At 58.1% G+C, this 14,490-nt stretch carries 13 protein-coding genes and 1 pseudogene; 5 read left to right on the top strand and 9 right to left on the bottom strand.

Annotation, left to right across the window (positions count from 1 at the left end; genetic code table 11):
* Window positions 1–122: 122 nt before the first annotated feature.
* The gene (gene gph / locus AC2FFP_RS03550) at window positions 123–782 is read right to left on the bottom strand and encodes a phosphoglycolate phosphatase (protein ID WP_496880716.1); all 660 of its coding nucleotides are present in this window, start codon (window positions 780–782) and stop codon (window positions 123–125) included.
* Between the two features lie 225 nt (window positions 783–1,007).
* Here gph and hemP point away from each other — a divergent pair, with 225 nt between their 5' ends.
* A complete protein-coding gene (gene hemP, locus AC2FFP_RS03545) occupies window positions 1,008–1,175 on the top strand; it encodes a hemin uptake protein HemP (protein ID WP_081894606.1) in 168 nt (55 codons plus the stop codon).
* Window positions 1,172–1,648, top strand: a complete 477-nt coding sequence (locus AC2FFP_RS03540) for a hypothetical protein (RefSeq protein WP_496880715.1) — start codon at window positions 1,172–1,174, stop codon at window positions 1,646–1,648. Before hemP ends, AC2FFP_RS03540 begins: the two co-directional genes overlap by 4 nt.
* 50 nt (window positions 1,649–1,698) lie before the next feature.
* Here AC2FFP_RS03540 and AC2FFP_RS03535 read toward each other — a convergent pair whose 3' ends face one another.
* The 7 genes and pseudogenes from AC2FFP_RS03535 to AC2FFP_RS03505 form a co-directional block, all read right to left on the bottom strand.
* Window positions 1,699–4,764 carry an aminotransferase class III-fold pyridoxal phosphate-dependent enzyme gene (locus AC2FFP_RS03535; RefSeq protein WP_496880714.1) on the bottom strand — a complete coding sequence of 1,022 codons (3,066 nt, stop codon included), beginning with the start codon at window positions 4,762–4,764 and terminating at the stop codon, window positions 1,699–1,701.
* Window positions 4,765–4,779: 15 nt separating this feature from the next.
* Window positions 4,780–5,655: pseudogene (locus tag AC2FFP_RS03530) on the bottom strand (NAD(P)-dependent oxidoreductase); the annotation flags it as partial.
* Window positions 5,656–5,749: 94 nt separating this feature from the next.
* Window positions 5,750–6,139 carry a Cu(I)-responsive transcriptional regulator gene (cueR, locus tag AC2FFP_RS03525; RefSeq protein ID WP_058275308.1) on the bottom strand — a complete coding sequence of 130 codons (390 nt, stop codon included), beginning with the start codon at window positions 6,137–6,139 and terminating at the stop codon, window positions 5,750–5,752.
* Complete coding sequence (locus tag AC2FFP_RS03520) at window positions 6,136–8,616, bottom strand: heavy metal translocating P-type ATPase (RefSeq protein WP_496880713.1); 2,481 nt, start codon at window positions 8,614–8,616, stop codon at window positions 6,136–6,138. The genes cueR and AC2FFP_RS03520 overlap by 4 nt, the downstream gene beginning before the upstream one ends.
* A gap of 103 nt (window positions 8,617–8,719) precedes the next feature.
* The gene (locus tag AC2FFP_RS03515) at window positions 8,720–8,881 is read right to left on the bottom strand and encodes a hypothetical protein (RefSeq protein ID WP_472722960.1); all 162 of its coding nucleotides are present in this window, start codon (window positions 8,879–8,881) and stop codon (window positions 8,720–8,722) included.
* Between the two features lie 42 nt (window positions 8,882–8,923).
* On the bottom strand, window positions 8,924–9,544 hold the full coding sequence (locus AC2FFP_RS03510) for a pyridoxamine 5'-phosphate oxidase family protein (RefSeq protein WP_496880712.1): 621 nt from the start codon (window positions 9,542–9,544) through the stop codon (window positions 8,924–8,926).
* An 11-nt stretch (window positions 9,545–9,555) separates the two neighbouring features.
* Window positions 9,556–10,020, bottom strand: a complete 465-nt coding sequence (locus AC2FFP_RS03505) for a nuclear transport factor 2 family protein (RefSeq protein ID WP_496725361.1) — start codon at window positions 10,018–10,020, stop codon at window positions 9,556–9,558.
* A gap of 302 nt (window positions 10,021–10,322) precedes the next feature.
* Between AC2FFP_RS03505 and AC2FFP_RS03500 the strand changes: the two genes are divergently transcribed.
* The gene (locus AC2FFP_RS03500) at window positions 10,323–10,886 is read left to right on the top strand and encodes a TetR/AcrR family transcriptional regulator (protein ID WP_496768913.1); all 564 of its coding nucleotides are present in this window, start codon (window positions 10,323–10,325) and stop codon (window positions 10,884–10,886) included.
* A 126-nt stretch (window positions 10,887–11,012) separates the two neighbouring features.
* Window positions 11,013–12,170, top strand: coding sequence for an acyl-CoA dehydrogenase family protein (locus AC2FFP_RS03495; protein WP_108859173.1), 1,158 nt, complete (start codon window positions 11,013–11,015; stop codon window positions 12,168–12,170).
* Window positions 12,171–12,314: 144 nt separating this feature from the next.
* Here the strand turns inward: AC2FFP_RS03495 and AC2FFP_RS03490 are convergent, their stop codons facing one another.
* On the bottom strand, window positions 12,315–13,205 hold the full coding sequence (locus AC2FFP_RS03490) for a LysR substrate-binding domain-containing protein (protein ID WP_496843762.1): 891 nt from the start codon (window positions 13,203–13,205) through the stop codon (window positions 12,315–12,317).
* Window positions 13,206–13,301: 96 nt separating this feature from the next.
* Between AC2FFP_RS03490 and AC2FFP_RS03485 the strand changes: the two genes are divergently transcribed.
* On the top strand, window positions 13,302–14,468 hold the full coding sequence (locus tag AC2FFP_RS03485; protein ID WP_496880711.1) for a pyridoxal phosphate-dependent aminotransferase: 1,167 nt from the start codon (window positions 13,302–13,304) through the stop codon (window positions 14,466–14,468).
* Window positions 14,469–14,490: the final 22 nt, after the last annotated feature.

Below are 14,490 nucleotides of genomic sequence, written 5' to 3'. Positions count from 1 at the left end.
TTAATGCATCCAAAGAATTACTGCGGACAATACCACTTTTCCCCGATGAGGGGCTGGCTACTTACCCCCTCGGCCGGCCCCTCAACCGCCTTCCCCAATCCCCCTGCCAGCAAATTTCTCCCCTATCCCTGCAATGCCTCCAGGACGAGCGCGGGTAGTTTATGGGTGTCATCATAGCTGAACCTGTGAGGGATCTCTTCTACTGGGGTTTTTCGGTAGCCTTCCGAAAACAAAAGAAAGGGCACGTTTGCACGGCGCGCAGTTTCGGCATCCACTTCGCTGTCTCCGACATAGAGCCGGGGTCCGGCGTTGGCGACCGCGTTGAAGCTTGCCTCAAGGTGCGCGGGGTCTGGTTTGCGAACGGGTAGTGTGTCGCCGCCAAACACTGTTTCGAAGTGATGCGCCAGATCCAGTGCGTCCAGGATATGACGTGCGGGTGCCTCAGGCTTGTTCGTACATACGCCCAGAACGCAGCCCATTTCGCGCAGTTGCGTCAGCGCCTGCGGGACGCCTGGGTAAGGGATCGTTTTGTCGCTGGAGGCGGCAGAGTAGTGGGCCAGCGTCAGTTTGGTCAATTCGCCGTGACGCTCTATCGGCAGGTCGTGATGGTGGATCATGCGTTCGACCAGTTTTGGCAGACCGTTGCCCACAAATTGCTTGATCGTGCTTTCCGGCAACGGGGCGACGCCAATATCCAGCAATGTCCGGTTGGCGGCCGCTGCAATGTCCGGAAGGCTGTCTACCAGTGTTCCATCCAGGTCGAACATGATTGTTGCGGTCATCGGTTTCCCCGTCGGTTAATGCGTGTGAGCCAGACCTAACCTGCATGAAATCTTTGCGCAATCACCCCACATTCGCGGTTTCCATCGAATAGGGTTGACATACCTGACTAAATTAATCAGATTAACGGAAAGACCCCCTCAGCCAACCCAGTTCGGGTCAGCCATATTGTTGAAAGCGCGAACAAATTAAGGCCCTTCGCCCGAGAACCTACTGGAGTTGTCCTGATGAATGTGCAGACCCCGAATCCCAGCCAGTCCTATGCGGTGTCCATGCTTCCGGCACATAAGGCCGAAGATCTGACCAAGGGTGGCAACCTGGCCCATATCGAACTGGGCGATCAACTTTATACCCTGCGTATCACACGCGCCGGCAAGCTGATCCTGACGAAATGAGCACGCATTCCTCTCGCGGTGGCGCTGCGGTTGGGCGTCTGTCCGACCTTAGCACAATCGAAGCCGGTGCTGTGATGTATCTGCGATTATGGAGCGAAAGTCCCGAGGCCCGTGCGGATGCTGCAAGCGATTTCGAAATTGCGCTTGGCCTGGATCAGGGGCGGGCTGCAGTGATGACGCTAGATCGTCTGTGCGGGCTGTGTGCCCACCACAGCCGCCGTCCCTTGGTACGGCATGGGCTTGGCTGTTCCTGCCTTGGTGCAGACGAAAACTGTTTTGCCCAGATGATCGCTGCCGCTTCGGAAGGTGCGCGTGAAGACGCGATGATGATGGCAACGCTGATCGTACGACCAGACTTTGCCCCGGCACTGGCGTCACTGTCCGAAGAGATGGGTATGGTGCTGCGCCGGATGACCGCGTCAATACCCCTGCCGACGACAGGGCATAAATCCCCCTCGGCCATGCTGCACTAAGCGGCTGGCGACTTCAAAACCCCGGCCTGTCAGAGCCGGGGTTTTTTGTTTCAGCAACACCCACAGCCCGCGTGGTGGTGGTCATGATCGCAGACCGAGGTGGGGGCGTAATCGCCGACCTCGGATAGGACCTTGCGTAATGCCCATAGGATCATGTCGACATCTTCAGCCTCAATCGTCAAAGGCGGGCGAATTTTCAGGATGTTGTCCTTGGGTCCTTCGCTGCCGATCAGGATACGGTGATCGCGCATCCGGTTTTTGACATAATTGCAGATTTCGGTGCCTTCGGATCCGTCCGGATTGATCAGTTCTACGCCCAGAAACAAGCCCATACCGCGCACGTCACCGACACAGCCGAAATCAGCCTCAATCTGTCGGAGCCCATCCATCAGGCGCGTGCCCATGTCACGGGCATTGTCCTGCAGCCCCTCGTCATCGACAATGTCCAGCACCTCCTTGCCGGTCCGGCAGGACAGGGTAGAGCCGCCAAAAGTCGAAAAGAACTCGATCCCGTTGTTGAAGCTGTCTGCGATGGCTTTGGTCGTGACCAGTACGCCCAGCGGATGGCCGTTGCCGATGGGTTTCCCCATAACAACGATATCCGGCAGCGCGCCCTGGTGTTCAAAGCCGAAATAGTAGTCGCCAAGGCGACCAAGGCCCGTCTGCACCTCGTCAGCAATGCAAACACCTCCTGCTGCACGGATTTTTTCGTAGACGGCTGACAGGTACCCCTTGGGTGGAATGATCTGGCCGCCGACCGAGGGGAAGGTCTCGGCGATGAAGCCAGCCAACCCCTGGCCTTTGGCCTGCAACGCGGCAATAGCCGGATCAACCAGATCGGCAAACTTCTGTGACCGATCGGGATCGTCGCGTCCGAACGAGCCACGATAGTCATCAGCCACCTCGACCAGCTCGACCCAATCGGCCTGGCCAATGCCGCCGGGTTTGTTGAACTTGTAGGCAGAGACCGCCACTGCCGCGTTGGTATTACCGTGATAGCCATGATCCGGCGTCACGATCCCTTTGGCCCCGGTATGCGCCCGTGCCAGTCGTAGGGCCAACTCGTTGGCTTCCGTGCCTGAGTTTACGAAGAAGCAGACTTCGAAATGGTCGGGCAGCTTGGACAGAATCTTGTCGGCAAACGCAGTCTGAGCGGGGTGCAGGTAGCGGGTGTTCGAATTCATCCGCTTAAGCTGGTCGGCTGCCACGGCCTGAATGCGCGGGTGTGCATGACCCACATGAGGGACGTTGTTATAGGCATCCAGATAGGGGCGGCCCCATTCGTCGAACAGATGATGCTTCCACCCGCGCACCAGCATGACCGGATCATCGTAGGTCAGGGACAGGTTGCCACCGAAATGGTCATGCCGCCCTTGCAGGATCGCTTGCTTGTCGGTCGGGCGATAGAACACCTTGTCGTCCGGCAGATTCAACAACGCTGCCGGATTTGGACAGACGGCGTGCCACAGCTCCATTTCGTCAGGATCACCAACGCCGGGCCAGTCGTTTTGCATGCCATTGGTTGTCAGGGCCAGTTGAAAGTGCACATGCGGAGCCCAGCCGCCGTTTTGCGTAGCATCCCCCAATCGCGCAAAAGCCGCGCCCTGCGCCACAGGATCGCCCGGTTTCAGTCGGTCGCAGACTTCGGGGTCGAGATGACCGTAGAGTGTATAGAACGGATCGCCCTCGGGTGTTTCATGATGCAGGATCACGACGCCGCCATAGTCCAGATGCGCGTCACGGTTTTCGACCGCTTCGACCCGACCGCTCATCGGGGAATACAACACGGTTCCGGCTGGGGCGAACACATCCACCGCCAAATGCACTGTCCGTCGGTCAGAGGCTTTCCACGGCCCTTTGCGGAACGCTGGCTCGGCATAGATCAGGCGCGGTTCGTTGTAGTAGCCCAGCCAGAGCCCCTCACCGAATTCCTCACCGACACGCGCGGCTTCATCCAGAGGCATGTGGAACGGGTTCTGGGGCCAAGTTGAATTCTCGACCGAAAGCGATCCCATCGGAACATCGCTCAGGTCCTGTTCGAACATCTGCGCGAATTGACCGCGATGTTCGGACAGATAGGCGTGGATACGTTCGGCCCCGTCGGTTACCGGCAACCCGCAGGCGGCGCGCAGCCGGGCGAGCATCAAGCCGCCATTCACCCTGTCGTTTTCCAAAAACCGCCAAGCGGGGGCCTGACTGATGGTCACATAAGGGTCGTCCGGATTGTCCGCCGCCATCAGGGTCGAGTTTACCACGGACACGGCCAGCCGCATCCGCAGCAGCGGCCAGATCAAATCGACCTCGTCAGCACGCAGACGATTGGCGGCGTGATAGCCGCGGACCAACGCCGTCAATGCCGGCTCGGGTTTTGGGTGGTCCAGGACGATATACGCCCCGGCTATCGCCAGATCGCAAATACGCGGTGCGGCGCACATGTCGCCCAGGTCGATCAAGCCAGAGACGGTTTGCCGCTGACCCAGTTCACCGTCGACCAATATATTGTAGTCGTTGGCATCATTGTGGATCGCTTGCTTCGGCAGGCCCGCCAGAGAGCCCGAGATCGCATCGAATTCAACGCAAATCTCTGACAACATTGCCTGCCGCGCAGGGTCGGCAATGGCATCCAACTTGTCCGAAATCCAGCCCGCCTGTGTCAGGTCCCATTTGAAATCCGCGCGGTGTAGCCCGTCGTGAGTAAACCGTTCCAGTGCCCGGTCGGTTGCGCCTAGAACGCGGCCCAGTTTCAGGATCAGTTCCTCGGATTTCGGCGCAGCCTTGGCATAGCATTGGCCGGGCAGGCATTCGAGCAACCAAACCAGTCGGGGCTGCCCATCCTGATCAGGGATTTCCGGGAGCAGCGCACCGTTGATATCCGGAAAAACACTGGGAAAGGGCAGTCCCGGTGCCTCGGCGGCAACGTGTTTCAGCGCCTTTATCTGCAGGTCAATGAACTCTGCCTCGCAACCCGCGCGCATGACTTTCAGTACGTAGTCCTGACCATTGGTGGCCTTGACCAGAAAGTTGAGGTCATATTCGCCGTCCAGCCGGTTCAGTTTGGCCTCAAGCCCCCAATGGATGCGCAGGGCGTGGGCCCAGAATTCGGTCAACTCGGTCATCAGTGCGACGGTCCTTTAATCCAGCGCGCGCAGGCGTTTGATCAGCGAGGACGTGTCCCAGCGCCCGCCGCCCAATTTCTGAACGTCCTTGTAAAACTGATCGACCAGAGCGGTAACAGGCAGCGAAGCCCCCGTTTCATTGGCCGTATCCAGACAGATGCCGAGGTCCTTACGCATCCAGTCCACCGCAAACCCATGTTCGAAATGGTCATCCAGCATTGTCTCATATCGGTTTGCCATCTGCCAACTGCCCGCCGCGCCCTGACTGATAACTTCAACAACTGCGCGGCCATCAAGGCCCGCCTTCTCGGCAAAGTGCAGCGCTTCGCTGAGGCCTTGCACCAGACCGGCAATAGCGATCTGGTTGCACATCTTGGTCATCTGACCTGCACCGCTGTCGCCGATACGACGGCAAATCTTGGAATAGACCTGCATAATCGGTTCAGCCGCGTCATACGCCGCCTGATCCCCACCGCACATAATCGACAGAACCGCATTTTCTGCCCCTGCCTGACCGCCCGAGATCGGAGCGTCCACAAAAGCGATGCCTTTTGTTTGCCCAACTTCGTACAAATCGCGTGTCACCATGGCCGAAACAGTGGTGTGATCAACAAAGGTCGCCCCATTGGACATGCCGCTGAATGCGCCGTCTTCACCTGTACAAACCATCCGTAGATCGTCGTCATTGCCGACACAGGCCATGACGAAATCTGCACCCTGCGCGGCCTCTCGGGGGGTTGTCGCCATGGCGCCACCATGTTGGGCGACCCAAGCTTCGGCCTTAGTGGCGGTGCGGTTGTAAACGGTCACCTCATGACCTGCGGCCTGCAAGTGACCGGCCATGGGGTATCCCATGACGCCCAGACCCAGAAACGCGACTTTTGCCATTTGGAGATCCTCTCTGCTGTCCGGTCCCCGTCTTTTTCAGCGGGCCGGATTGTTTAGCAGAGACAAAGCAAAGCTGCGTCCAAAGGGCAACCCCGCGTCACGCTTTGCCGCCCAAATCCTGTAGGATCGGGCAATCGGGTCTGTCGTCCCCTGCGCAAGCGTCGATCAGATGGCTCAGAGTGTCCCGCATGGCGTTCAGGTCAGCGATCTTGGCTTCGATCTGAGCCATATGCGCGCGGGCCACCTTTTTGACATCGGCGCTGGCACGGGTTTCGTCCTCGTACAATGCCATCAGCGTCCGGCAATCCTCGATCGTGAATCCCAAGGCGCGGGCGCGGCCCAGAAAATTCAGTTTGTGCACGTCCTGACTGCGAAACCTGCGGTATCCGTTGTCATCGCGCAGGGGCTTTACCAGGCCGATATCTTCGTAATACCGGATCGTCTTGGCGGGTAGGCCGGTCTGGCTTGAAACATCGCCGATATTCATGAGGTCACCGTTTGCGTTGCATGGCCTTGCGGGGTGTCAGGCAGGCTGGCCCGGACGCGCCGCAAACGCAGTGCATTCGAGACCACGAAAACACTGGACAATGCCATGGCCCCAGCGGCGAGCGCTGGGGACAGCAGATGGCCGCCAAAGGGGTAAAGAACACCTGCGGCAACCGGAATGAGCAAGATGTTGTAGCCAAACGCCCAACCGAGGTTCTGCTTGATGTTGCGCATGGTTCTGCGGCTGATCTCGACCGCGTTTGCGACGCCGCGCAGATCGCCCGACATCAGCACGACATCCGCAGTTTCAATCGCTACGTCTGTGCCGGTTCCGATGGCGATGCCGATATCCGCCGAAGCCAGTGCCGGGGCATCGTTGATGCCATCCCCGACAAAGGCCAGTGCACCAAACGTGTCGCGCAGCGCATTGATCGCGGCAAGCTTACCATCGGGCAGCACTTCGGCTGTGACATGATCAATGCCCAGCTTGTCCGCCAGAGCCTGCGCCGTCCGGGCGTTGTCGCCTGTCACCATCGCCAAAGTTAGCCCCATTTCGTGCAACCGCCCAAGCGCCTGCACAGTGCCGGGCTTGATCGGGTCCGCGACCGCAAGCATTGCAGCGGCCTGACCGTCGATGGCGACAAACAAAGGGGTTGCGCCTTCTTCGGCGCGCTGGTTGGCCTCGGCCATCAGGTCCCTGACGGTTATGTCGTTCTGTTCCATCAATCTGGCCGAACCGATCAGCAACTTATGCCCCTCGACCACAGCCCGAACTCCCAGCCCCGTGAGAGACTCAAATTCTGATACCTTGGGCAATTCAGATGGTCCGGCACGAGTGATGGCAGTGGCAACGGGATGCTCTGACCTTGCCTCGACGGCGGCGGCCAAACGCAGAACACTGTCGCGGTCAAAGCCGTTTGCAGTCGTAACACTCTCCAGTTCCGGCCGACCCAACGTGAGTGTTCCGGTCTTGTCCAGTGCGACCACCTTAGCTTGTTGCAACTGCTGCAACGCATCGCCTTTGCGGAACAGCACACCCAATTCTGCCGCGCGGCCGGTGCCGACCATGATCGAGGTTGGTGTCGCAAGGCCCATGGCGCAGGGGCAGGCGATAATCAGAACTGAGACACCGGCGACCAGCGCCAATGGCAAAGCTGGTTCTGGGCCAACGAACAACCAAACGACAATCGTCAGCAGCGCAACAGCCATCACAACGGGCACAAATCGCGCAGTAATCCGGTCGACCAGCCCTTGGATCGGCAGCTTCGCCCCCTGCGCCTGTTCGACCATGTGGATGACCTGCGCCAGTACCGTATCGGCACCAACGCGCGTTGCGCGTACCCGCAGCGCTCCGGTGCCATTCACCGTACCGCCAACGACCTGATCCGATGGCGATTTGCCCACCGGCACCGGTTCGCCCGTGATCATGCTTTCATCCACATAAGAGGTGCCGTCCAGAACCTCGGCATCCACGGGAACTCGTTCGCCCGGGCGGATCTGCAGGGTATCGCCTACTGTTATGTCGGCGATGGGGCGATCAATGAAATTTCCGTCCTGTTCGACCCGCGCTGTTTTGGGCTGCAGCCCAACCAGCTTGCGGATCGCGGCCCCGGTCCGGCCTTTGGCGCGCGCTTCCATTACCCGGCCCAGCAGTATGAGAACCACGATGACAGAGGCGGCCTCGAAATACACATTGGCGCTACCCTGCGGCAGGATCTGCGGGGCGAAGGTTGCGGTGACGGAAAACAAATAGGCGGCCCCCGTTCCTAAGGCGACCAGCGCGTTCATATCGGGCGATCCGCGCATCAGTGACGGAATACCCTTGGCGTAGAACACGCGCCCGGGGCCAATCAGTATGGCCGAGGTCAGTGCGAACTGGATGAGGTGGCTGGTTTGCGTGCCGATTGTGGCCTGGACCCAATGGTGGAAGGCAGGGATCATATGCCCGCCCATTTCCAGAATGAATACTGGCAGAGCCAATACCGCTGCGAAGATCGTCGTGCGGGTCAGCGCATGCGCTTCGTCGGATTTCGTGTGGTCTGTTTGGTCGGCCGTCATGCTGTCTGCCACGCGCGCAGGGTATCCTGCTGCCTCAGACAAACCGGCCAGCTTTTGCGAGTCGGTGGCCCCGTCGATAAACGTGACCACAGCGGTTTCGGTCGCAAGATTGACTTGTGCGTCGACGACCGCAGAATCAGCGGTCAGCGCGTTCTCGATCTTTGCCACGCACGAGGCGCAGGTCATCCCGCCAATTTTCAGGGTCGTCTGCTTGCTGGCCGCTGGGTAGCCGGCGTTGCTCAGGGCGTCAGTCAGTGCGTTGACCGGCCCGGTATGTGTGACCTGCGCCGTTTCGGTCGCGAAGTTGACCGAGGCATCGATCACTTCTGGCACCGATTGCAATGCGGCTTCTACACGCCCCACGCAGGACGCGCAGGACATGCCCGAGATTTTGAGTTGTGTTGTTTGCGGCGTAGCCATGCGACTCGTCCCGATGTGTTATCTGCCCTCCAAATGGGGGTTCCAGTCACGGGAAGGTCAAGAGGTATCGCGGATTTTCTTTTTTGCAACCCGCGCGTCGGCGTCACCTGTTCGCAAACATTTCTAGCAAGAGAGAGTTGTAGGTATCCGGTGGCGGCGATCTGACGGCCTCGGGTGAGGCAAAGAACGCAAGCGACACTGCGGCCGTGGTCAGCGCGATGCCTACAAGAATGAAACCGGCCATATTCAATGAAGATCGCGACATGGGCAAAGTCCTGGTTCGAGAGGTTCATCAGGCGCTGTTGGGTCAGGACCGTTTTGCCAACTCTTGCTTCAATCTGTCATTTTCGGCCTGAAGTTGCGCCAATTGCTGCCCTAGCGAGTTCAGATGTGGGCGAAGCTCGGCCTCGGTAAAGCGGGGCGTGATGTGGCGCGGGCAGTTCCAGTCCAGCGCTTCGACCCGGATGATCACGGCGCGTTCAGCCGGGGCATCGGCACCGTCAGGATATAGGCTGGTTGTGGCATCTTCGCCCTCGGTGAACGCGACCCGGCCAAGAATTTTCAGTCGCCGCCGATTGGCGTAATCCATCAGGATCATTGCAATCCGGTCATTACCATCTAGGTTACCACGCGAGATATACTGTTTGTTGCCCGAAAAGTCGGCATAACCGATTGTCTGCGGTCCCAGAACTTTGAGAAACCCGGTCGGTCCGCCACGGTATTGCACATATGGCCAACCCGTTTCGGACACGGTGGATTGATAGAACCCATCCCGCGCTTCGATAAAGGCCTTTTCAGGCTCGCCGATTTCATGACCTTGCTGCGGGCCACTTTCGATGAATTTGGCATAGGTCTTGGCAGATCCCATCCGTTCCTGATGGGCTCGGACGGCAGGTGTGAAGGTCAGTTCGGAAAAGGCGCGGGGCATGAGTATTCCTTTCAAAGTCCCAGATCGGACAGGCTGGGGTGATCGTCGGGACGGGGGCCTTGCGGCCAGAAAAACAGACGTTCGGTTTCCGCAATCGGCAGGTCGTTCAGCGACGCGTGCCGTTCGGCCATTCGACCATCTTCGGCAAATTGCCAGTTTTCGTTGCCATAAGACCGGAACCACTGGCCGCTGTCGTCACGCCATTCATAAGCATAACGAACCGCAATGCGGTCACCGGAATAGGCCCACAACTCTTTGGTCAACCGATAGTCCAGTTCCTTGTGCCACTTGCGTGTCAGAAAGGCATGGATGTCTGCATGGCCGCTTAGGAATTCTGCCCGATTTCTCCACTGGCTGTCTTCGGTATAGGCCGGGGTCACGACATCCGCATCACGGCTGTTCCAGGCGTTTTCTGCCAATCGCACTTTTTGCGTTGCGGTTTCCAGGGTGAACGGGGGCAGCGGAGGACGGTTCATGCGCGGGTCTTTCAGGTCAGAGAAGCCGCCATCAAGGCGATGGTCAAAAGAAGGGGGATGTACTGGTGCGAGAGAGGTCTGGTGCGGGGTCTCATATGTTCGCTCCTAAATTTACTGATCGGTACACTGTGCCGTGAATGTGTACAGATCGGTAACCTTTTTCAAGTGTTGAGTTGGATTTATTTGAACTAACATTTTTCGTCTCCTAAGGAGAGTAAGTGAAAACAGCAGGTTAGGTTGTGTCTGTTGCAGCCATCGCTGCAGTGTATTATGTACCGATCAGTACATACAGGAGCTGACAGATGCGCCCGAACAAACGTGACGAGCTGGTCCGCAAGGCATTGCAGGTCTTCTATCGTGACGGATTTCACGTCACCGGCATGGACAAGTTAGTGGTCGAGACGGGCGTGTCGAAAACGTCGATGTACAAACATTTCCGTACCAAGGAAGAGCTGATCCTGGCGGCTTTACAGTTGCGGGATGAGAACTTTCGCAAATGGTTCCTGCAACGCGTAGATGAGCTAGCCGATACACCTGCCGAACGGCTGATCGCCAGTTTTGATGTGCTGGGCGAATGGTTCAAGGAGGACAGCTTTCGCGGATGCATGTTCATCAAAGCGGGCGCAGAGTATCAGGAACAAGATCACCCGATCCATGTGCAAGCAGCCGAACACAAGCATCTGATGCTCGAATTTCTCACCGATCTGGCCCGCAAGGCAGGCGCACGTGATCCCGAGGCATTGGGATGCCAGCTGCTGCTCTTGCAAGAGGGCGCAATCGTCACGGCCGTTCTGGTAAAAAGCTGCGATCCTGCGCGAGATGCAAAGGCAGCGGCACAGGTTCTGCTGGATAATGCCCTGGCTTGACCGGGTTTAAACCTGTGAACGTAAGGTCTTGTACGAAAAAGACGTTGCGTAGCAATCCGGTAGATGGGTTGGTTTGCGCGATGCCCAACGCTACCCTTATCGAAATTCGATTTGGGAGAAACCTATATGTCGCTATTCAAGCCAACCGCCAACTGGGTCACTGACGAACATCAGATGTTTGCCGAAATGGCAAACCGGTTCATGGACGACGAACTTGTACCCAATATCGAACGCTGGAACCAAAACGGCATGGTCGATCGCGAATTCTGGAACAAGGCCGGGGATATGGGTTTGATGGCCGGCGCTATTGCCGAGGAATATGGTGGCGTAGGCGGTGGGATTGGATTTGACGCGGTCACGATGTACGGGCAAGCCGCACGCGGTGACTCGGGTTGGGGTTTTGGAATTCAGTCGATTGTTGTCCATTACCTGAACGCCTATGGCAGCGAGGATCAAAAGCACAAATGGCTGCCTCGTTTGGCATCCGGTGAAATGGTTGGCGCTTTGGCCATGACCGAGCCCGGAACAGGTTCGGACGTTCAGTCCGTTCGCACCACCGCAGACAAGGACGGAAATTCCTATCGCCTGAACGGATCCAAGATCTTTATCACCAACGGCCAATCCGCCGATTTGATTCTGGTGGCTGCAAAGACGGATAAATCGCAAGGGTCCAAGGGCGTATCGCTGATCGCAGTAGAAACCGAAGGCGCAGAAGGATTTCGCCGGGGTCGTAACCTCAAGAAATTGGGGATGAAGGCCAACGATACTGCCGAGCTGTTCTTTGAAGACGTCAAGGTTCCGATGACGAACCTGATCGGACCAGAAGAAGGCCAGGGCTTCTATCAGATGATGAAGCAACTGCCCTGGGAACGCCTGACCATCGGCATCATGGCGTTGGGCGCGATCGACTTCGCAATTGCCGAGACAGTGCGTTATACGCAGGAACGCAAGGCCTTTGGCCAACGCGTTATGGACTTTCAGAACACGCGTTTCAAATTGGCTGAGTGCAAAACCAAAGCCGAAGTTCTGCGCAGTTTCGTCAATGACTGCATCGCACAACTTGAGGCGGGCACGTTGGATGCGGCGACGGCCTCGATGGTGAAATATTGGGGTTCAGAAGTGCAGAACGAGATCATGCACGAATGCCTTCAGCTGTTCGGTGGGTACGGGTTCATGATGGAATACCCGATCGCTCGGCTTTATGCGGATGCGCGGGTGCAGATGATCTATGGCGGCACCAACGAGATCATGAAAGAATTGATCGCCCGCTCGCTGGATAAGTAACGCACCCAAAGGGCTCCCGCCTGTTGTCAACGTTTTTGGAAAACGTCTCCTCCCGTTGGGTCGGGCAGGTGCGGGCGCAGCCCGCACCTGCCCGACCCCTCTGCCGTCCGCAGGACGCAAGGCCGGAGGCTGCGCAGTTTGGGATCAGAATTGGCCAACCTGACCTTGGAGCCATATCCGAAACGACCGTAGCGGTTCGGATTCCGGCCGTGACTGCGGCCAGACCAAAAAGAATTGCCCAAGGCTGATGCGGGGTCCGTTCCATGCGGGAACCAACCTTTTGGTTTTCAGTTCGTCTTCAATCAGATAGCTGGGCAATAGCGCCGCTCCCAACCCGTGGATCGTGGCCTGCACCATAGTCGAGAACTGATCGAACAGCATTCCCCGCATCCCTGATACGTCACGCCCTTGTGCCGCAAACCATCGCTCCCAAGCGTCCGGTCGAGTCTCTAGATGCAGCAGGGGAGCCGTCATTAGCCAGCTCAAGTCCTGCTCCTGATCTGGCAATAGGTCCGGAGCGCAGACCGGAACCACATCTTCACGCATGATCGGCAGGTAGTTGACGCCCGGCCAGTTCTTTTGGCCGAAGTGGATGGCGGCATCAAAATGTTCGGTCTCGAAGTCAAACGGCTTGAGGCATGTGCTCAGGTTCACAGTCACTTCGGGGTGGCGACGGGCAAAATCCTGCAGGCGTGGTGCCAGCCAGTGCATTCCAAAGGCGGGCAGGATGGACAGGTTCAGCGACCCGCCTGTTGGGTTGGCCTTCAGTTTCAGTGACGCCAGCGCAATCTGGTTCAGCGCTGTGCGCGCCACCTGAACATAATCTTTCGCGGCGGAGGTCAGGTGCAATCGCATTTGATTGCGCTGGATAAGCGCGACACCCAGTTGTTCCTCCATGGACTTCAGCTGTCGGCTGATCGCGCTTTGGGTTAGCGACAGCTCCTCGGCTGCAGCCGAGGCACTGCCGAGGCGATCAACCGCCTCCAATGCCAGAAGAGAGGGGATCGAGGGAAGAAACCGACGGGGCGCAATCATATGACTAATCCTCATACCTTTCACACGGAATATCACTGGCAATTGCAGCGCGCCAGCCCGATACAGAGGTGTGGATTCCAGCGTGGATGTGGACCAATGAACCTGACGACCAGTATTAAAGAGTTTCAGCCCGCCGACCGGTTGAATGGCATTGAGCTGTCAGAGATCGTTCGTATCTCAGAGCAGGCCGCGCGTCTTCGCGCGCAGGGTGCCGACGTGATTGCGCTCAGCACAGGTGAGCCTGATTTCCCAACGCCGCCGCATGTTGTTAAGGCGGCCCACCGCGCAGCTATTGACGGGCAGACGCGATACCCCGCAACGGCAGGAACGCCCGCCTTGCGATCAGCGATTGCGACTGAGGCTGGCGCGCGCCCCGAAAATGTAATCGTTTCGACGGGTGCCAAGCAGGTTTTGTCCTCCGCAATGATGGCAACTCTGAACCCTGGTGATGAAGTGATTATGGCTGCTCCATTCTGGACAAGCTATGCGGATATGGTCAGTTTGGCTGGCGGTGTCCCCGTAGTCGTCCGCTGTCCGGCGACGCAGAAATTCAAACTGACGCCGGATCAGTTGGAGGCCGCGATCACCCCGCGCACGCGTTGGCTGCTGCTGAACTCGCCGTCCAATCCGACCGGCGCGGTCTATTCCAAGGCGGAATTGCAGGCGCTGGGCGCGGTATTGCAAAACTATTCTCAGGTCTGGGTGATTTCTGACGAGATTTATCAACACCTGTCTTTTGTGCCTTTCACGCCCTTTGTGCTGGCCGTTCCCGAATTGGCGGAACGAACGTTGATCGTAAACGGCGTGTCCAAGGCCTATTCCATGACCGGCTGGCGCATCGGGTGGGGAATTGGCCCTGCTGAGTTGATCAACGCGATGGTTGCCGTGCAGGGGCAAATCACGTCGGGGGCGTGTTCGATTGCCCAGGCTGCAGCATTGGAGGCCATCAACGGGCCGCAAGGCTTGCTGGCAGAACGCCGTCGGGAAATGCGAGAGCGCCGCGATCTGGTTGTCGAAGGGCTAAACGCCGCTGGTCTGGAATGTGCCGTGCCGGATGGCGCGTTTTACGTCTTTCCCAAAACTCATGCGAAAATGCCCACAGACCATGAATTCTGTCGCTATCTGCTGGATGAGGCGGGCGTGGCGCTGGTGCCGGGGCGCGCGTTTGGGATGCCGGGGCATTTGCGGCTTTCTTTTGCCTATGCCACCGAAAGCCAGCAAGAAGGTATGCGCCGTATCGCGGACGCTACCGCCAAGTTGTAACTAAGTAAGACCGGAAGACACC

This window comes from Ruegeria sp. YTSC004 (assembly GCF_059609805.1).
This window is presented reverse-complemented; position numbering and strand designations above follow the sequence as displayed.